This is a genomic window from Paenibacillus sp. PSB04, from assembly GCF_025809195.1.
GTDB lineage: Bacteria > Bacillota > Bacilli > Paenibacillales > Paenibacillaceae > Paenibacillus_AQ > Paenibacillus_AQ favisporus.
Genome location: NZ_CP081301.1, coordinates 4,157,249 through 4,175,770, shown reverse-complemented (window position 1 = coordinate 4,175,770; position 18,522 = coordinate 4,157,249). Strand labels below are relative to the sequence as shown.

19 protein-coding genes are annotated in these 18,522 nt (G+C 54.0%); 10 read left to right on the top strand and 9 right to left on the bottom strand.

All coding sequences use genetic code 11. The features are described 5' to 3' along the window. Window positions 1-27: 27 nt before the first annotated feature. Window positions 28-852 carry a sugar phosphate isomerase/epimerase family protein gene (locus K2F33_RS19375; RefSeq protein WP_263878287.1) on the bottom strand — a complete coding sequence of 275 codons (825 nt, stop codon included), beginning with the start codon at window positions 850-852 and terminating at the stop codon, window positions 28-30. Window positions 853-1,030: 178 nt separating this feature from the next. Continuing rightward, entirely contained in the window at window positions 1,031-2,338 is a 1,308-nt protein-coding gene (locus K2F33_RS19370; RefSeq protein WP_263878286.1) for an ADP-ribosylglycohydrolase family protein, read from the bottom strand. A 56-nt stretch (window positions 2,339-2,394) separates the two neighbouring features. On the opposite strand from K2F33_RS19370, the gene K2F33_RS19365 reads away from it, so the two are divergent. Next, window positions 2,395-3,327, top strand: coding sequence for an AraC family transcriptional regulator (locus K2F33_RS19365; RefSeq protein ID WP_263878285.1), 933 nt, complete (start codon window positions 2,395-2,397; stop codon window positions 3,325-3,327). Between the two features lie 185 nt (window positions 3,328-3,512). Here K2F33_RS19365 and K2F33_RS19360 read toward each other — a convergent pair whose 3' ends face one another. After that, a complete protein-coding gene (locus K2F33_RS19360; protein ID WP_263878284.1) occupies window positions 3,513-3,875 on the bottom strand; it encodes a DUF488 domain-containing protein in 363 nt (120 codons plus the stop codon). 79 nt (window positions 3,876-3,954) lie between these two features. Here K2F33_RS19360 and K2F33_RS19355 point away from each other — a divergent pair, with 79 nt between their 5' ends. The 3 genes from K2F33_RS19355 (at window position 3,955) to K2F33_RS19345 (ending at window position 6,670) form a co-directional block, all read left to right on the top strand. Next, window positions 3,955-4,752 carry a lipase family protein gene (locus K2F33_RS19355; protein ID WP_318670971.1) on the top strand — a complete coding sequence of 266 codons (798 nt, stop codon included), beginning with the start codon at window positions 3,955-3,957 and terminating at the stop codon, window positions 4,750-4,752. 148 nt (window positions 4,753-4,900) lie between these two features. Beyond that, window positions 4,901-5,491, top strand: a complete 591-nt coding sequence (locus tag K2F33_RS19350) for a YjgB family protein (RefSeq protein WP_263878283.1) — start codon at window positions 4,901-4,903, stop codon at window positions 5,489-5,491. Between the two features lie 216 nt (window positions 5,492-5,707). Continuing rightward, window positions 5,708-6,670 (top strand): serine hydrolase domain-containing protein, encoded by a 963-nt coding sequence (locus K2F33_RS19345; protein WP_263878282.1) that lies wholly within the window; start codon window positions 5,708-5,710, stop codon window positions 6,668-6,670. 115 nt (window positions 6,671-6,785) lie between these two features. Here K2F33_RS19345 and K2F33_RS19340 read toward each other — a convergent pair whose 3' ends face one another. Then, complete coding sequence (locus tag K2F33_RS19340) at window positions 6,786-8,252, bottom strand: sulfatase family protein (protein WP_263878281.1); 1,467 nt, start codon at window positions 8,250-8,252, stop codon at window positions 6,786-6,788. A gap of 211 nt (window positions 8,253-8,463) precedes the next feature. Here K2F33_RS19340 and K2F33_RS19335 point away from each other — a divergent pair, with 211 nt between their 5' ends. The 4 genes from K2F33_RS19335 (at window position 8,464) to K2F33_RS19320 (ending at window position 11,631) form a co-directional block, all read left to right on the top strand. Then, window positions 8,464-9,276: a helix-turn-helix domain-containing protein gene (locus K2F33_RS19335; RefSeq protein ID WP_076171115.1), complete on the top strand. Its 813-nt coding sequence runs from the start codon at window positions 8,464-8,466 to the stop codon at window positions 9,274-9,276. A 118-nt stretch (window positions 9,277-9,394) separates the two neighbouring features. After that, entirely contained in the window at window positions 9,395-10,465 is a 1,071-nt protein-coding gene (locus tag K2F33_RS19330) for a YeeE/YedE family protein (RefSeq protein ID WP_145947712.1), read from the top strand. Between the two features lie 47 nt (window positions 10,466-10,512). Next, on the top strand, window positions 10,513-10,740 hold the full coding sequence (locus tag K2F33_RS19325) for a sulfurtransferase TusA family protein (protein ID WP_076171113.1): 228 nt from the start codon (window positions 10,513-10,515) through the stop codon (window positions 10,738-10,740). A gap of 183 nt (window positions 10,741-10,923) precedes the next feature. Then, window positions 10,924-11,631: a hypothetical protein gene (locus K2F33_RS19320; RefSeq protein WP_263878280.1), complete on the top strand. Its 708-nt coding sequence runs from the start codon at window positions 10,924-10,926 to the stop codon at window positions 11,629-11,631. 109 nt (window positions 11,632-11,740) lie between these two features. Here the strand turns inward: K2F33_RS19320 and K2F33_RS19315 are convergent, their stop codons facing one another. The 3 genes from K2F33_RS19315 to K2F33_RS19300 are packed head-to-tail and all read right to left on the bottom strand — an operon-like array spanning window position 11,741 to window position 16,041. Beyond that, on the bottom strand, window positions 11,741-12,754 hold the full coding sequence (locus K2F33_RS19315; RefSeq protein WP_263878279.1) for a phosphotransferase: 1,014 nt from the start codon (window positions 12,752-12,754) through the stop codon (window positions 11,741-11,743). A 2-nt stretch (window positions 12,755-12,756) separates the two neighbouring features. Beyond that, window positions 12,757-13,755 carry an SMI1/KNR4 family protein gene (locus K2F33_RS33645; protein WP_318670965.1) on the bottom strand — a complete coding sequence of 333 codons (999 nt, stop codon included), beginning with the start codon at window positions 13,753-13,755 and terminating at the stop codon, window positions 12,757-12,759. 39 nt (window positions 13,756-13,794) lie between these two features. Continuing rightward, entirely contained in the window at window positions 13,795-16,041 is a 2,247-nt protein-coding gene (locus tag K2F33_RS19300; RefSeq protein ID WP_263878278.1) for a hypothetical protein, read from the bottom strand. A gap of 295 nt (window positions 16,042-16,336) precedes the next feature. Between K2F33_RS19300 and K2F33_RS19295 the strand changes: the two genes are divergently transcribed. Further along, window positions 16,337-16,540: a hypothetical protein gene (locus K2F33_RS19295; RefSeq protein ID WP_076171102.1), complete on the top strand. Its 204-nt coding sequence runs from the start codon at window positions 16,337-16,339 to the stop codon at window positions 16,538-16,540. 110 nt (window positions 16,541-16,650) lie between these two features. Here the strand turns inward: K2F33_RS19295 and K2F33_RS19290 are convergent, their stop codons facing one another. Continuing rightward, complete coding sequence (locus K2F33_RS19290; protein WP_263878277.1) at window positions 16,651-17,184, bottom strand: pyrophosphohydrolase domain-containing protein; 534 nt, start codon at window positions 17,182-17,184, stop codon at window positions 16,651-16,653. A 156-nt stretch (window positions 17,185-17,340) separates the two neighbouring features. On the opposite strand from K2F33_RS19290, the gene K2F33_RS19285 reads away from it, so the two are divergent. Next, window positions 17,341-17,949 (top strand): papain-like cysteine peptidase, encoded by a 609-nt coding sequence (locus K2F33_RS19285; protein ID WP_263878276.1) that lies wholly within the window; start codon window positions 17,341-17,343, stop codon window positions 17,947-17,949. 8 nt (window positions 17,950-17,957) lie between these two features. Here K2F33_RS19285 and K2F33_RS19280 read toward each other — a convergent pair whose 3' ends face one another. After that, complete coding sequence (locus K2F33_RS19280; protein WP_263878275.1) at window positions 17,958-18,482, bottom strand: DinB family protein; 525 nt, start codon at window positions 18,480-18,482, stop codon at window positions 17,958-17,960. Window positions 18,483-18,522 lie beyond the last annotated feature (40 nt).

The following is an 18,522-nucleotide window of genomic DNA, read 5'->3' as shown; positions in this document are numbered from 1 at the left end:
TCTTTTACATAGGTTCACTTATGTTTGTCAGGTGGCTTTCACGGATTGGGTTCGTTCAAAGTTTTCACGGTATTGTTCTACCGTCCACTTACATACCTGCCACAAATCCGTCACCGGCTGATTGGTAAAAGGCAGCGTGTGAAGATAACCCGGCGGACCGTATTCCGGCGTAAAGGTCAATTCGGAGGCACCGGCTTGCTGCCTCGCATCGGCGATCCGGTTCCACCAGTCAAAATGCCGAGCGACTTCATGCGCGTACTCGGGCGCCCGCGGATCCGGAACTTGAGGGCCCTGCGCATAACCGACACGCCCATGGATATGTACGGTGCGGGCGATAGCCAGGTCCAGCTCGCTCTCGAAATGTTCCAGCGTCGATTCGGTAACGCAGCACCAATGGCTAAAATCGGCCGTCAGTCCAAGTCCAGGGACCGCATTCAGCACCTTCCCCGTATCCCAGGGATTAAATAAAGCTCTGCCCCGGTGGGTTTCATGGCCCACCTTGACGCCAAGCTGCTGCTCAAGCTGAACGGCCCGCCGGAAATAATCGATCTGCTCCTCCAGCGGGACATAGTCCTTTAAGGAATGCGCAGTAACATGGATCGGCCCAAACGACGTTGCCCGTTCCAATTGTGCTTCGAAAGAAGCATAGTGGTCCGGCCCTTCGGTAAAAATCATCGCTACATAATCAAGTTTATGGCTTGCGAGGAGCTCCTTAAACCGCTGTTCGTTTTCAGGTGCCGGCAGGGGCGCCTCAACGCCATCATAACCGGCGGAAGCGATACGCCCCACCTGCTCTTCCAATGTACCCGTTCCCTCCATGCCCCACAACGCCTTGATCAATTTGAGTTTCATCCTTTTCCACCTCTCCCGGTTGATTGGACACCGTTTCCCCCATTGTTTCCGATCCTCCGCCAGTTGTCCATGGATCCAAGGGCATGATTCGTGGATGGATTTGATATGTCTTTTGTTCGATCACATACGGATTCACACTGGATCGTTCTTACAAAGAACTACGGCCGATGTCGCCAAGTTACGATTCGTGATGCGTTTTGCCGGCAAGGAGGGTAAATCGGTCGACCAGGTCGCTGATCTGAAACTTCTCCGCGTTCGTCATATACGTTGTGACCGTATCGTGAAACGGCTCAACCCAATGCTCCGGTACGCCGGATTTCCCGACGATCGCGCCAACGATGCTGCCGGCCGTCGCAGCCGTACAGTCGTTGTCCAGTCCCATGGCAACCGTCTCCGAAATCACCTTGGACACATCGGTCCCCCCGATCATCAGGCCGAACACCGTCAAGCAGGCGTTGTTGTTGGTGTGTACACCCGACATTCCCTTGAAGCGCTCATCGACTGACGCTCTGGCTTCCTTGTAATCATGGATTTCACCGCTTACGGCAAGCGCCCACTCCACATCCTTGTAAAGGCTGCATTCCTTCGGAATTTCGGTCAAGCCGATGCGGAGCGCCTGCTCGGGATGATCGACGGCGAACGCCGCGGACTGCGCAGCACTGAAAAACATCTCCCCGTAAATCCCGTTCCGCCGATGGCTCAAATAAGCATCCCGATAGGCGTATTCCGCCGCTTTCGCCGGGTACGCCGGAGCCATATAAGCCCACGGATCCGAGCGGATATCCGCACCGATCCACTGGCAGAACGGATTGTTGACGTCAGCTGCTTGCACCGCCGGGATGCCCGCCTTCAAATTGTTGAGAGCAGCCTCCTCCGCAGTACAAGCAACCGGCAGGTACTTGAGCCAGCTTTTTCCCACATCCTCTGTTGTGAAGTTGAGGCCGTGCTCTTCCGCAATAAGCAGTCCGAGGATCGTATAAGTAATATCGTCATCGACAGGGACTTGGGACAAGCCTTCCAAGGTATATTCATAAAAGGTGCTTTTGCCGTAACGGAGATCGTTCGGATTTTTGATTTTGGACCAATAATGCTGTGGAGGAAAGGCATCCCCGATATATGCGGCCCATTTCTCCATGTCGCTCACTTCCCAGAATTCCACCGGCGCCCCCAGCGTGCATCCGGCAAAACGGGCGAGCATTGCCCCTTCGAGCTTTTCCTTGTAGACCGACTTGTCAAACGATCCCCACAGCCTTCTTGGTCCTTCAGTACGCTGCGCTCGAATGGACGGCAGATCGTCCGGCTCCCGCTCCTTAAGCTCTGCGTCAATGGGTAATCCCTGCAGTCTCTCCAACGTTTCTTTCATCTTCTCTTCCACGTCGATCCAGGCATCGGCCACGCCCCGTCCTCCGTATTCGTGCGCGAGCCGCCCGTACTCAATAATTTTACCTGCCAGTTCGTGGATCCTCGGTTCCTTAGGATAAGCCATATCAATAAACTCCTTTCCCAAGATCAATGAATTTCGTTCAAGGATAGTTTATTATAATGAAAACAATGACTTCCGCCGAAAAAGGACTGAAAACTGTGCAGAATCGACCATTTGATTATAAAGTCGTCTCCCAGCCTTATATGCTTCCTTCCGATTTCCCCGTGGATTGGCTCAGCAATTATATCCAGGGAGACAACGAGATTACGTATTTGCACTTTCACAACTGCATTGAGATCGGCTACTGTCTGGAAGGCTCAGGCGTCTTTTTCGTTGAAGACAAAATCCTGCCCTACACCCAAGGGGATGTGAGCATCATCTTTCCGAATCAGCTGCATCTTGCCCAAAGCTTAAAGGAAAAAGAAAGCAGGTGGCATTTCTGCTTTATTGATGCGGACGCCCTCTTTTCGTCTGACCAGCTGTCTTCCGGATTCTGGGACCGGGTCGGAACGGATACGTATTCCCGGTTCAACAACATCGTCACCCCGGATGATCACGCTGAGGTCGTCTGGCTGACAGATCGCGCGATGAAAGAGCTGGAGAAACACGGGCCGGGATATGAATCGGCTGTAAAAGGATACATCTGGACGCTCCTGACGCTGATCGGCAGGCAGCTGCTGCTTCAAGAGAGCGGCACCGCAGAAACTGCGGCTGGCGGGGCCGACCGGCGGGCGATGCAGCAAATTTCAAAAGCGCTCGAGTACATTTCCCAGCACTATATGGAACCGGTCCCGATCCACCGGTTAGCCGAGCTATGCTGCCTCAGCGTCACCCATTTCCGGCGCATTTTCCACAAATGCATGGGCATGGCTCCGCTGGACTATATCAACAACGTGCGCATTCAGGTTGCGGCTGCCCTGCTGTGCCATAGCGGCAGCAGCATTTTGGCTATTTCCGAGGAGGTCGGCTATGCGACCTTATCCAGCTTCAACCGGCACTTCAAGCGGCTGATGGGCGAAGCCCCGAGCCAATGGCGGTCCAAAAACAGATGACAGAGGCAGCAAATATTTTGTGCTGCGGCAAAATCATTTGTGATTGGCAGACAATTAGAGACGCGGCTCAACCAACTCAAAATGGCGCCCCCTGCAGCCCTTGGGCTTATGGAGGCGCCATCACGGTCACCGGAATGATATACGAGAGAGTAAACGACTACAACGATCCGGCCAGCCCGCGGTGCTTACGACGTTTCCATGATTTCTTTGAGCACCACCGCCTGATTCATGGTGGTATCCTTTGCGGCATATAACAGCGTAACCGTGCAATCCTCCGCCATCTCCCGGATTTGCCGTAAAAGCTGGGAAGGCTTGTCCTGCTGCAGCTCCTGCAGGTAGAGCTCTTTGAACTTCTCGTAATGCTCCAGCCGATGCGCGTACCATTTTCTCAGCTCATGACTGGGTGCGATCTCTTTCATCCATTCGTCGACCGCGGCCTGCTCTTTCGTGAGTCCCCTCGGCCAAAGACGGTCGACCAGGATTCGTTTGCCGTCCGATGCCTCAGGCTTTTCATAGACCCGTTTGATATGAATCGGAATGGTGGACACCTCCTTATTAGACTATTCATGCCCAAGCACCCGATCCTTACCCTCTTAATATAGTGTAGGAGTGAAAGGCGGGATGCGTATGAGCAAGGCAGACGATTTGCAGCAGCGTACCATTTTTCTGGCGGCCATCTGCGGACAGACCTATGCTCAATTTGAGAATGCGGACGGGGCGTTTGTCGTCCCTTCTCCATACACACGGCTTGAGACGATTGAGGCCAGGTCCATTACGAACGACTGGGAACGCTTCGGTTTTATTCTCGATTCGGATCAAGAGGTCATCATTGCATTTCGGGGAACCAGCACGACGACCAACTGGATCGCGGACCTGATCGCATCTCAGAAGAAATACAAATACATTAAAGAAGACTGTATGACGCATCGGGGTTTCACGGACATTTATGCCTCCGCAAGGACCCGCATTATCTCGACACTGGCTAAGGTATCCCGCGGAAAGACGCTGTTTATTACCGGTCACAGCCTTGGTGCGGCGCTGGCGACCTTATGCGCGGTCGATGTTGCAGCCAATACCGGCTTCCGCTCCCCTTACCTGTTCACATTCGGTTCACCGCGGGTAGGCGATCCGGCCTTTGCCAAGGCTTGTGCCAGCTATGTCCCCAACAGCTTTCGCATCGCCAATCTGTTTGATGTCGTGACCCATGCGCCCCCTGCCGTATACAAACTGCCGAAACGGTCCAAAACATTTTATTACAGCCATGTAAAGAACTTGTCACCCCGGCATTTTCAGCTCGGATCCTTTGGAGGGAACCACGTCATCTCCAGCTATTTCAACGAGTTATCCAAGCTTCAGCCGGAATATACCAAGATGCTGTCCTCAGCCAACCCTGGCTTCTGTCCGTTCCCTGAACGCGTCCTTTAACGCCATCCGTGTCAAAATTGACATATTCTTTCACGGAATCGTAACCCAATCTCCTTAGGGTTCTATTATGCTGTAGAAGAATTGAATCTTACGAAGAATGGGTAATAAAAACATAGAGACCCCAGAAGTTACAAGGAGAGGATACAGCATGAACATCACAAAACCTGCAAAAAAAGCAATCATGGCCATGACCGTGGCCGGCATGGTAGGCCTGGGAGCCGTAGGCGCAGGCACGACATATTCCGTACATCAAGCAAACGCTGCTGCGGCAGCCGATGCAGGTTACGCATCCAAGCAGGCACTCCAGACGCTGAACAGTTTCTACAAACCGGCGCTGAAAGGCCAGTTCCCGGGGGCGGTTAGCGGCCTCAGCGTTGGTAAGAGCACCCGGCAGGATGTCCTGCACAAGATCGGGGAACCCGAAAATCCGATGAAGGATGCCGATGGGTTCGATGTATACAGCGCGAATATGGGCAATCCCGGCTACGCAATCAATTATAAGCTCGGCAAAATCCGTGAAATGCGCTACTTCGGCACCAACGTCGAACGCCAGACCAATATCGGCGGCATTACGATGAAGATGCTGAAGCAGAACTGGTATGCACCAAGTTCGGTGTCCACCTTCAAAGCCGGGAAGAAGACACAGACCAAGCTGACGTACAACCGCGGCAACTATAAGCTTGAGTTTATTTTCAACAGCAGCACGGAGCTTGATCATATTAACCTTTTAACCAAATAACAGCCTTCGCCGAAGACAGTGGTTCACCTGAAGCCGCTGTCTTTTTGCGTGTATAGATGAGGTTCAAGCGGGCTAAGTATTCATTATAAGTGCTGGTCCTTCGATCGAAAATAGCCATTGGAGCATCGTCCGAACCTTGTCCGGGAGGCGTCAGTTTGCCATAATGGATAAGCGGCGTCATGCCACAAAAGCCATACTTAACAAAGGAAGATTCCCATGAATATATCTGCACTCGCTTCAACGATCGCACCGGTCGACCTGAGAAGCTGCCTGATCAGCCAAAACGGCAGGCTGGTGTTTGAGCACTACCGTCATCCCCGCATCCCTGACGAGAAGGCGAAGGTCAATTCCTGCACCAAAAGCTTTCTGTCAGCCCTGATCTGCATCGCAATGGACCAAGGCATCCTGCCGGGTGCGGAGACGCCGATCATCGAATTTTTCCCGCAGCTACGTTCCGCTTCCGATCCACGCAAGCGGGAGATTACGCTGGAGCATCTGCTGACGATGTCAGCCGGCTTTGAATGGAGCGAATTCGGTGGGATCAAATCGTTTCCGCGCATGACCAGAACCGGCAATTGGGTCGAGTTTGTGCTCGAGCAGCCGATTTCCGATACACCTGGGACCCGGATGGAGTACAGCTCGGGAAGCTCCCAGCTTCTGTCCGCGATCCTGGTTCAAGCCGCCGGCAAGTCAACGGCCCGGTACGCCGAGGAAAATCTGTTTGGACCACTGGGCATCGAAGACTATCGCTGGGAGTCCGACCCCCAGGGGATCCACACCGGAGGCTACGGCTTATGGCTCTGTCCCGGGGATTTGCTGAGGTTCGGGCAGCTGTATCTGCAGCAGGGACGCTGGGAGCAGCGGCAGCTGATCTCCCGAGAGCTTGTGAACCGGTCCGTACAGCCGTCCATCCCCGCTGGTCCGCCAAACCGCGGCTTCTACGGCTGGCATTGGTGGACGGATACTTTTGGAGCCGGGCTTGGTGGTCATTCCGCTGCTGCATCCCCGCTTTCATTTGACTATTTTTACGCACGCGGATATGCGGGACAGTTCATCTATATCGTCCCCATCCTGGAGACGGTAGTGGTACTGACCGATGACAAGCGTAAAAAAGAGCGGCATCCGGCGAATGTGTTCCGCGATTTCATCGCACCGCTGCTGCTCGAAGATTTGAACTAAGCTGCGCCGATGCATGGTAAACCGCTGTTGCCAGCATGGTCAGCGCCGACAGGCAATATAGAAAGGGGCTATCGCCAATCGATAGCCCCTTGTCTTCATTCCCGCCGCATGCCGCTTATTTCTGTGCAAACTCCCGCGGATGGCGGCGCTTCAGCTCGTCCACGGCATGCCCTCTCCCGGTCTGTTCCAGCCGCTTGATGTACATCGGCAGATGCCCTTTCGCATGATACGGCCCGCCTTCCTGAATGACCGTCCACAGCGGATCGACGTCAAACTTCATCGTCATCATCATCTCGTCATGCCACTCGTTCAGCAAGTAGACCGCTTCCCTGCACAGGTCTCTCCGTTCCTGAGCCAGGTTGTTCTGCTCGTGGGCATCCTCGGTAATATTGAACAGCATCTCCTTGTCAAAAAGGTGATATCCGTCATGGTACGTGCGGGTATACAGCCAGTCCCCGAACCGTACGCTGCGCTGGCATACGTGGGCGCACTGTGAGACGACGAGGTACTCCCTTCCGCCGGACTCTCCGCTGCGGAGCGTACCGGCGTAGCTGCGGCCGTCCCAGCTAGGCGCAGATTGAACGCCCAGCAGTTCAGCGACGGTCGGCACCAGATCGAGATGATAGTGCAGGGAATCATCAGAAATCCCCTTCTGCATCCCCGGCCACCGGATGATCATCGGGATCCGGCAGGTGCCCTGGTCGGCGGTGCCGTGCTCGCCGTAAATGCCGAGCTCGCCCATGTTTTCGCCATGGTCGGCGGTGATGATGATCACCAGGTCGTCCATGACCCCCTTCTCCGTCAAACGATCGAAAATCATCCCGATGTTGTCATCCATATGCCGGATGCCGCAGTCATAGCCATCGATCATCCTCCGCAAATCGTCCATGTTCTGAATGTCGCCGGGATGGCGGGGGAAATGAGGCGACGTGCTGCTGTTATACATATTGATTTCGTTAGCGCCGTGCGGGCCAACCTTTTGCTTGTGGCGCTCCAGCACTTCTTCGGTGATCCACTCCGGAAGCGGTTCGTCCTGAAACGGATTGCCGAACGATGCCGGCGCCCGGTAAGGGGTGTGCGGATCCCAGTAGTTCACGTACAGCAGCCAGTCTTCCTGATCTGCGTTCCGCTCGATCCAATCCAGCACAACGGGGGTGACCTCCTCGGCCGACTCCATCCCGCCCTTGCCCGTATTGTAAATTTCGTTGAATCCTGCATAAAAGGTCCAGGCAGAATGCCGCTCCCCAAATGGGCTGACTAGGGCTGTCCGCATGCCCGCGCGGCGGAAGACCGCCGGGAAGCTCTCTGACGCGAGTTTGTCGTGGAAATCGCGGTCAGCGCCTTCATACCGGACGTCCGCCGCGGTCCCGCCGTGTCCCACGACGCCGTTATGTATGCCGAAACGGCCCGTCATCAATGCCGTACGCGACGGGAAGCACGGAGCGTCTGATGTATAGTAGTTGTCAAAGCGTACGCCTTCGGCCGCGACCCGGTCGATATGCGGCGACGTATTGCGGTGGTAGCCATAACAGCCAAGGTGGTCCGGTCTCGTTGAATCCAAATCCAGCAGTAACACTCTCATCGTCCATCCGTCCTCTCCGGATAATATGAAATGCCTTTGCAGCTGAATTATAGGCGGGACGCTCCATATGCGTCCATGTACATTTCATTGATCTGATGTATATTTCTATCGCAATTTATAAGATTTATGCCGATTGCAAGGAAGCATAATTTACGAGAAGTCTGCATTATGATAGGGTTTTATTAAGTTTTGGAATAAAGAGGTGCAGCGCATGCTTCAAATCATGAGTGTAAATTTCGACAATGAAATCCCCCAATGGAGGACCAACCTTGAGACGATTCCGTACAACGTTCTGGTCGTCGTCCGGCAGGGCCAGGTTCGGTACGAGATTAATGGCAATGTTGTGATCGCCGAAGCGGAGGACGTGCTCTTCATCCCCCGCGGAGCCCGCCGTTCAGGAGAGAACAAGGACGGCATTCCCCACCAAAAACATACCGTTTTATTTACATGCGAGCCCGGGGCTGAGACGGGAATTCCGTTCGTGGATCAAGGACATTTCATCAAGTTCAGGCTCTCCCCAAGCCAATACGCCTATCACCGCTGCGACAGGCTGTACGAAGAGATGCGTGGCGGGAAAAGCTACCGTTCCATCATCTGTCTTGGAATATTGCAGGAGCTCCTTGGCATGATTGCCCGGGAACTCGAACAGCCCGCACTGACACCAAGCAAGCTGAAATATGCCGAAGCAGTCAAAGCCTATCTGCTGGAGCATTACCGGGAGCAGATCGAGATTGCCCGGCTGGCTGCTTTGATCGGCCGCTCCCCCAATTACGTAACCGCCGTCTTCAAAGAAGTGTATGGCCGTTCTCCGATCCGCTATATGCATGAGCTGCGCATGCAGGAGGCCTGCAGCCTGCTGCTGGGCTCAAATATGACGGTCGCGGGCATATCGCAGTACCTCGGTTACTACGATACTTCGTATTTCCACCGAGTATTCAAAAAATACTGCGGCCTCTCCCCTACCGAATACGTTGCACAGTCGCAGCGGTCAGGCATGCCTCCGCTCATCAACACGATCACATGATATGTCAGCCTCATTGGAACATTTCTCCATTGACTTCTCCTGCCCGTTTGTTAGAATCATAAATACCGATAAAACAAAGTGAATTACTCGTATATACGAAAAGGAGGAGAATGACGTCATGTTGATGTTAACAGGCTTGCTGTGCGGCGCCCTGCTCGGCTTCGTCATGCAGCGTGGACGCTTCTGCCTGACAGGCGGATTCAGGGACATGTATCTGACCAAGGACAACCGCATGTTTTATGCCCTGCTGATCGCCATTTCGATTCAGAGCATCGGCGTGTTTGCGCTGATCCAGCTTGGACTCATCGAATTCAGCGCCGGCACGTTCCCTTGGGTGGCCACCGTGGTCGGCTCGTTTATATTTGGGATTGGTATTATTTTGGCCGGGGGATGTGCGACAGGAACCTGGTACCGGGCCGGTGAAGGACTGATCGGCAGCTGGATCGCACTGTTCGGTTATATGGCGATGAGCGCCACGATGAAATCGGGTGCCTTGGCGCCGCTCAATAACGGAATCAAGAAAGTAGAAGCTCCGGCCAACTCCATTCCGGACACCTTCGGCATTTCGGTTTGGCCGTTTATCGCTCTTCTAGCTATCATTACGATCGTGATGGTCATCCGTACACTGCGCAAACCGAAGGTGGCCATTCCAGCGATGAAGCCGAAGCGTTCCGGACTCAGCCATCTGCTGTTCGAAAAACGCTGGCATCCGTTCTTTACCGCCATTCTTGTCGGCCTGATCGCCCTGCTGGCCTGGCCGCTGAGCGAGGCCACCGGACGCATGTCGGGTCTTGGAATCACGACGCCTTCCGCTAACATTTTGCAGTACTTGGTTACGGGAGACAGCGATAAGTATGTGAACTGGGGCATGTTCCTGGTGCTGGGTATCCTTGTCGGATCCTTTATCGCCGCCAAAGGCAGCCGGGAATTCCGCTTCCGCGCTCCGGATGCAAAGACGGCGGTTTCGAGCTTTGCCGGCGGCATCCTGATGGGCTTCGGCGCCAGCTGGGCAGGCGGCTGCTCGATCGGTAACGGTCTCGTCATGACCGCCATGATGACATGGCAGGGCTGGGTATCCCTCGTGTTTATGATTTTGGGCACATGGACGGCTTCTTATTTCGTGTACGTCCGCCCTCGCACCAAAGCCAAGCTGAAGCAGTCCGCTTCGCTGCAAACCACGACAACCTAATTAGGAGCTTTACGTTAAACTAGTCACATCTTAAGGAGGTTACTTCCATGAAACAACAAAAACTAGCCGTTCTGGGCATGGTCTGTCCGTTCCCGTTAATTGAAGCTAAGCAGGCGATCGAAGAGCTGAACAGCGGCGACGAGCTGGTCATCGACTTCGACTGCACGCAGGCCACCGAAGCCATACCGCGCTGGGCTGCAGAAGCCGGCCACACCGTCACGAATTTCGAACAGATCGACGATGCATCCTGGACGATTACGGTACAAAAGAAATAATGTAACGCATAAGCAGGCGACCTTCCGTCATATTGGGAGGCCGCCTTTTTGCATGTATTGGATTGTTGAACCGCAAAAATCGCAGCGACCACGCCCGGTGTTCTTTTTTCAATAAATTGACCGTAACCGGCCCACCTTATATACTCTACTCATTGGAAGAAATAGGAATGCTAGGAGGACCCCATGGACGATTGCGCAAATGATGGAGATATGAATTTGGATACGGCCGTAGCCGCCTTGAACAACGCCTATTCATTAGAAAATTGGACTCTTCTGATTCGGCGGTCGGATCAGCTATGTAACGACGCTTATCAATCCTTTATTCACAATATTCAGGCACAAAAACCGATTATTTATTATATAGGATACAGTCTGCTGATGAAGGGAATCGGCTATCAAAAAGACAAGCAATACGGGGAATCGCTGAGGTGTATTGATCAGTATAAAGATCTTAGACGGTTTTTGGACGGAAGCGAACGCAGCCAGCGGATACTCGACCAATATGCTTTTTATGCTTATGCCAATTCGCTGTCTGTACACCTTCTATCGGGAAATCTTACAAAACTCGACGAGTACGCCCAATTTCTAAATCAGCATCCATCCGAAACGCTATCCGGATTGCTGACCCTTTTAGAATGTGCCCTTTCCCAGGAGCTTAACGTCGATGAGTATATCGCGCCTTTGACGGAGCGCTTTGATGCTTATCAGCATGACGATATGCGCCCGGAAGAGCAGACCATCTACCTGTCGATTCTCATGATGCTTTCCCGCTACTGCAGAAACAGGAAGAGGTTTGAAGAAGCACAGAAATACACGCAACAATTTTTATCCCTATCGTTCGATCGAGGCCCTGGTCGACAAGCATCAACGTCTGCTGCTCCGCATGAATAGGAAACGACCCTTACAATCATCGCAAAATGGCAAATGGTTCTTAAGTTAGGTATGATCTTCCCGAAAATAAAGGCGACCTTCCCATTAACTGGGGAGATCGCCTTTGCTGTCATTCCGGGCGCAGGTATCGTTCCAGCAGAGCTTTGACCACTGTCCTGTCCCGTTCAAGCCGTGTGAGTTCGGCACCAATGGCCGGAATCTGCTCACGCAGCACCTCGGGGCCGTCCGTACCTTCTTCGTACCGGGTCATAAAATGCAGGAAAACGTCCACGTTCCGCAGCTTCATCAGCACCGGGATCGCCCGGATTTCATCCGGAGTCAGGCGGACGCGGCTGCCGAAGCCGCGGCAAAACTGAACGGCCGCCTCCATGCCGGTATCGGGATCGTCCCCCAGCAGCCCCGGAAGGATGACCGCGGGCTCCATGGCCCGTACGTCGCGGGTGCAAAATTCAAAGTCGAGCAGCGCCGTAACCTGCTCAGGCTTGTCTGCATCCACCAGCAGATTGGAGACATTCAGGTCCCCGTGCACAAGCTGATGCGGCAGGCGCTCCAGCCCTTCAAGTTCGCGGATGACCTCTCTGTGAGCTTCCCCGATCCTGCGAAGCGGGCCCTCCAAGCCGCAGAAGGGCTCAGGCGGCGCGATGCAAAACTGCCCCACCCGCTCCGGGCTGCACCCCGGATACGAATGGGCCAGCTCATAGTAGGGCCGGTAGGCGGGTGACGGAGCAACCACGAGCCGGCTGAGCGCTTCGGAGAGGCAGCCCGCCGCTTCTCCGAAGGAATACGCGGCCCGAAAACCGGTGGATTCGGGACGGATGCCGTCAATATATTTGAACAGGCAAGCATAACGTCCGCTCCCGTCATCCAGCTGGATGATCGTATCGCCCGTCAGGGCAGGTATCGGTACAGGTGTGCAGAAGTCCAGTTTGTCCCGGGCAAGCGATGCCAGCACGGCGTGCTCAAACCGGATTTTATCGATTTCCCGATGCGTTTCGTAAATTCGCAGGACGCCGCGCCCCTCCGCTCCTTCAATAAACCGGGTCGTATTGTTCCAGCCGCTTGCTCCCTGTGTAATCTCTCCTCTCCAGGAGGAATGATATTGGTTTAATATTGATGTCAGCATGATCAGTATTCGATTTCCTCCAATTGGGCCAGATTGCGGTTGGACTCCCGCAGCAATGACGTGAACGAGTCGGCCGTGTAATACACGAAATCCGGATCATGGATGTAGCTGATGATCTGCCCATACGTCCCCTCATCGCTCGGATCCAGGTCCAGCATCAGATACAGCGACCCTCCGGCCATGCTCGCAAATGGGTACCACTGGCGGTGGAACAGGTAGGGCTTCAGTTCGCGATCCAGCTTGGCGATCTCCTCCGGCGAATAATACTCCTCCAGCAGTTCATCCCTCTCGCAGAAATACCGCTTGACGTCCTCCATTTCGGCGAGGGACATGAGATAAAAAGGAACCGCCTCTTCCGCGTCCTCACCCGGATACAGGATATGAAAGGCATAGCCGCTTCCGTCTTTTTGTTCATAAAAGGCGCGAAAATCCTCCGGCAGAAGGATGCCGAATTTCTTCTCAAACTCATCCATACGCGAAGGTGCCGCCCCGCCATGATCCCTATATTGATCATATAGACCGAGGATTTCCTCGTCCTGGATTTTGCCGGGGAGCAGTGCTTCCAGCTCTTTTTTCAGGGGAAGAACCCGGCTGCGCACGTATTCCCGGTAACCGTGGAACGCTTCCTCCTCACCGCCATTTTCCAGCAGGATCATGACGGCATAGGATATCAGGTTCAGCCACGTTTCCATCGTTTCGATCTGTGCCTTCGAAAGCAGGCCGTTCGAACGCAGCATGCCTTCCGGCTGCAAAGCCCAGGCCCGGGCCAAATGGTAGAGGCCCCACAGGCTGGGTATCAGTTCCCGGTTCACCTGATCCCGGCCAAGCTCGTCCGACAGCGCGCGCAGGGCGGCCATAACCTCATGAAGGTTCCCCTCGCGCAGCTCCCCGCGGAAGGGCCTTAGGCTGCCCAGAAAGCCGTTTTCCATTTTCCAATGCTCTATGCGGTTATGGGTAAAAGCATGGCATTTCAGCAGCATCTGTGCATCTTCATTATTCATCGTCGTTCTCTCTCCTCTCCCAACACCGGCGATGTTTATTTACGCAGAGGCGTATTGTACGATCACGGCTTCCCTTGTCTCTTCATTATAAGCGATCCAAAGGTCATCGCCGACTTCCACGCCGTATATCGGTTCGATGGACTGCTCAATTCGGTACGAAATTCCGTTTTTTGTAACGGTAATGCGGGCAAATGGCCGTTCGCCGACGGTGCCATCAAACTGTACTGCCGTCACGTTGGCTCTGCCCTGCTTGCCCTGAAGGAGGCGAAGCTCTTGTTCATACTCCGCTTTGTTCACCGACACCGGGATGACCGCACCTACCGCAACTGGCAGGCGAACCGGCACGAACTGGCTGTTCACCTTGCGTGACCTTTGATCGCCATGGGAAAGCAGCAGCTCGAACAGCATCAGCTGTCTGTTCACGATCTCCACGGGAATATGCTCGATCCGGATCACCTCACCTTCCAGCGTCAGCTGGTCCGCCCCTCTCGTGTCACGTGTCCTGTTGTAATTGTACAGCCGGGTGACGCCGCCGATTTGCATGAGATCCGCCTTATCCCCGGTCCGGTAGACAAACCCGTTTGCCTGCACTACCGGGATGGCATAAGTTTGTCCGCTGGTATCGAAATGAAGCAATAGCGCTTCACCGCGGCCTGCCTTGCCATAGCTGTCGATCCGCGTCAGGACGGCGTCCCGGATGACCTCGGGCGATGTTTGCGGCAGATCGTCACCGGTCACGAATACGGCGCGATTTTTTTTGCGGTTGTAGCTGATCAGCACGGGATCGCCCACGCGCGGGGCATGAAGGTATGAAGCCACTTTCTTAATGCTCGTTTCCTTCATCCTTCCTTCATCCTCGAAACGGATGTCAAAGCGGATCATCGGTTGTTCGTTTACATAGGTTCCGGTCTCTTGCAGTCGGGTTACCGTTCCCTGCACAATCGTTCCTTCGGCCGTAAACTTCTTCTGTCTGGCTGTCATGATCCGGATCAGCAGTCCGAGACCACCAAACAGCACCAGCGGGATCAGCAGCCAAATCGCCCAGTTGATGACAAGCGCATTGCCGCGCTTCAGATAATGAGCGAAGCTTGTCCAGGAGATCCGGTCGGCGCCTTCGGCCATCTGCCAGGTTTGCAGTGCTTCGCCGGTCATGCGGGTGAGCGTGCCCCCTTTGACGTTCAGCCAGCCGGCCGACTCTTCTCCGTCGGTAAAGTACAGCGTCGCATCTCCGGTTTCCTTGAAAAAGGACAGCGTACCGCTGCTTACATCCTCCGGTTCCAGGCTTGACAATGGCTGAGACAAGTCTATAAACGACCGGGTCTGCCGGTCGTAGAGATATCCGGTGACTTGGCCTTTCCGTTCGTCCTTTGCCGCCGAACCGAAGATGAGCGACTCGCGGTCGTTCAGCAGAAAGACGGCAGCCTGATATACCGGAGCAGGGGTCTTAACGACACTCCCCCAATCACCTTTGACCGCATCGTAGGTCCGCACCTGCTTCGGTTCACCGGATTCGGTCCTCCACAGCCGGGCAGGATCCACACCGGCAAGTGCGGCAAACTGCTGCTCCGCTAGATCCTCTGCGTCAAAGCCAGATCCTCCCTCCGGCCTGATCCGTATGGCCGCTTTGTGCTGTGCATTCAATAGGCCGCTGACGTACGCGGTGCTGCCATCTTTCAGATCCAGTTCATAGAGGGGGACGGCGCGGCTGTCGTTAAAACTGCCCATGACTTCGGACATTGACGTCGGCCTTGCGGGCAGTCCGGTGTCTTCGTTGAGATAAGCCGTATGGAATACTCCGTCCTTCACCTCGCCGACGACGAAGGTGTCATTTGCCGTTTCCCCTCCGACCAGCATGCGCCCATTCCAATGATGAACGGCCGATGTTAAAAAGCCGTCAAATTCCAGCGTACCTTGAACAAGCTCCTCTACATGGCCGCCGGGGCCAATGACGTTCAACTGCAGCCCGGAACTGTCATCCGTCGTAGCAATCACAAGATTCCCTTTCTGATAGGAGCCTACAAACTGATTATGTATGTTGGAGCGCAAATGGATCGTAGTTACTTCCTGATGCGTCGCCGCATCGTAAAGAATGGCATCCATACCGTCAGAGCCATCCGTCAGGCTGATGACCTTGCTTCCCCCATCCAGGTAAAACAAACCCTCTACCGTCTGCAGACGGTCCTCAACACGGGCTACGTCCTGCTTGTAATCGTTCCAAACCGCGAAGCTTAAAATGACCGCGGGCACAAAAAATACGAGATTCAGCAGGTTGATCCTTTTCTTCATCGATTCCTCCCCTTTATCCATACCCTATGAACTTATCATAGACGCGGCTGCGAATGCCAGGTAATGACAATATTTTCACCGCCCTACCGGACAATTTCCGGCTTCTTTTGCAGCTGTCCGGAACATTCTTCTTGTTATACGAATTACGGAAAGAAAAAGTTGAATTTTTTTGTCGATAAACCCTTTACAGACTTTTACATTTTCTGATAATATTGTCGTAGACAAGCTAATCAGAGGTTTGCAGATTTGACTACACCGTTGTCTAATAAAATTACCTATGGGAGTGAATTAAAAGATGAAAAAAACGATTCTCTCGACAGTAATCTTGCTTGGACTTCTTAGCGGACTCTTAGCGGCGGTGGCTTCGGCGGATGCAATCAAGCCGTTCAATCACGGTGCAAACTACGGCACACAGGATGCAATCAAGCCGTTTAATCACGGCGCTAATTACGACACGAAGGACGCAATCAAGCCGTTCAATCACGGCGCTAACTACTAAGTTTTACTTTCATAATTGGTGGTCATACTTAGATAAAGGGAAACGGCTCATGAACGGATATTTCATCCGCCATGAGCCGTTTTTCTTTTGGTTCCCAATCCCCTGCAGCCTTACTTGAACCGCTTCGGACCGAGCTCGATCTGCCGGGTGATCTCTGCCGCGATTTTCGGTTCCGGAGCGAAGTCCCGCTCCCAATGGTCCGGCTTGATCACTTTGCCAACTTCGTTATAATGCGGCTTTCCGTCCGGAAAGAGCTTGCCCATGTTGGCGGTATGGACATGCTCAAAAATCCGGTCCGGCTCCACGCCCGCTTCGACGAATCCGCCGTTGGCAAAGTACAGAATGTCGGTGAACGCATCGATCTGGCCGATCAGCTTGTCCTCCGGATAGGCTTTTTGCTGCTGCTTGCGGTATGTATCCTGCGCCCGTTCCATCAGCTCGGCGAAAAATGCCTGGAACCTTTCGTCATTGCCGGCCGTGGCATGCAGCAGTTCAATCACTTCCTCCATAATAAAGGCGGCGCGGTTCATCGCCAGCTTGTCGTTCAAAGCCTGCGGCTCTTCCGGAGCGGGGCAGTCAAAGCCCACATGAAACTCGCGGACCTGCTGAAATTGGGTTTTTCCCAACGTTTTGGATTCCGTCATGTTAATTTCTCTGGCTCCTTTATCGGTGTAATCTCTAGTATTATAGCAAATTTATCGTCACAGCATTTTGGTAGAAAATAGATTCATGCCGTTTCCGATAAAGAGCGCCGCGAATATGATAGATTCAGTCCTGTACTCAGAAAGGGGGAATTGACCATGGTTAAGTCCTTCGATGCCATATTCAGTCTAGGCAGCAGCTGCCAGGTCGCCTCCCAGCTGCGGAGGAGCGGGCTGCGCACGGCTGCCGGTCCTTTCGACTGGTTCAACTTCGCCTCAACCCCGGGCTTCTGCCAGGTGCTTGAATCGCGATTTGAACGGTTTATGCTGCTGCCGAACCTGGAGGTCTACAGCCATTCGGTCAACTGCCACTATGTTCGGGATAAGGCCAGCAACTGCCTGTCCTTTCACGATTTTAAATACGATCCAAAGCTGCCCCCGCTCTTCGATTATCCAGAATTCCGCGACAGGCTGGAACGCCGGATCGGACGCTTCAACCGCTGCCTCTCATCCGTCCAAGACGTGCTGCTGATCCGGACGGTCAAGCATACCGAAGATGCCTTCCGTATATTCGAGACGATCGAGAACAGCTACTCAAATCCACATCTCCGATATTTATTTGTATTGCACAGCAGTGATCCGGATACAGCCGAGATCGATTCGGGACACCCGCGGATCCGCATCGTTCGGATGCCCGCCGGGTCGACCTGGGAAGGGGATGCCGAAGCTTGGAAAAAGGTGCTTGCTCCCTATTCGATCCGCAGTTAACCCGGTTATCATCCTTTTTTATTTTCCCCGGGATGCGCTGGCAGCCGCTCTTCCAGCTCCGTTTGCTGCCGCAAATGGTGGCGGAAGTGCATGCCGATCAGCCGGTACCATTCCTGGGCATTCAGCCAGCCGAAGCCGCCGTGCCGGATTTTGCCGCCCGGATGAATCTCTTCCAATTTCAGCTCCCACTCCCGCATTCCTGCCATCACCTTCGCCAGCCCCTCGTCCAGTTCCTCGCCGCTTAACGCGTTATTCGGACTGGCGGCCTGCGCTCCTTCCAGCTTGATCTTGACCGGCGGAAAGCCGCCGCGCCGGAACACGTCATCTCCAGCCGGTGTTCTGCCCAGCGGCTGTTCCTCCGTACTCTCTGCACAAATTTGGACAAAGTCCAGGTACTCCATGGCAACGGCGATCAGATGATCGTACATCTGGCCGATCGACCAGATCTCGGGTCCGGGAATGTACCGCAGCTGCCAGGCGGAATACTTTTGCAAATCAAGGCGGTATCCTTCAATCAACTCGAAGTCATCCATATGTAATGCGCACCTCATTCCGATTTTCCTTTGCATTATA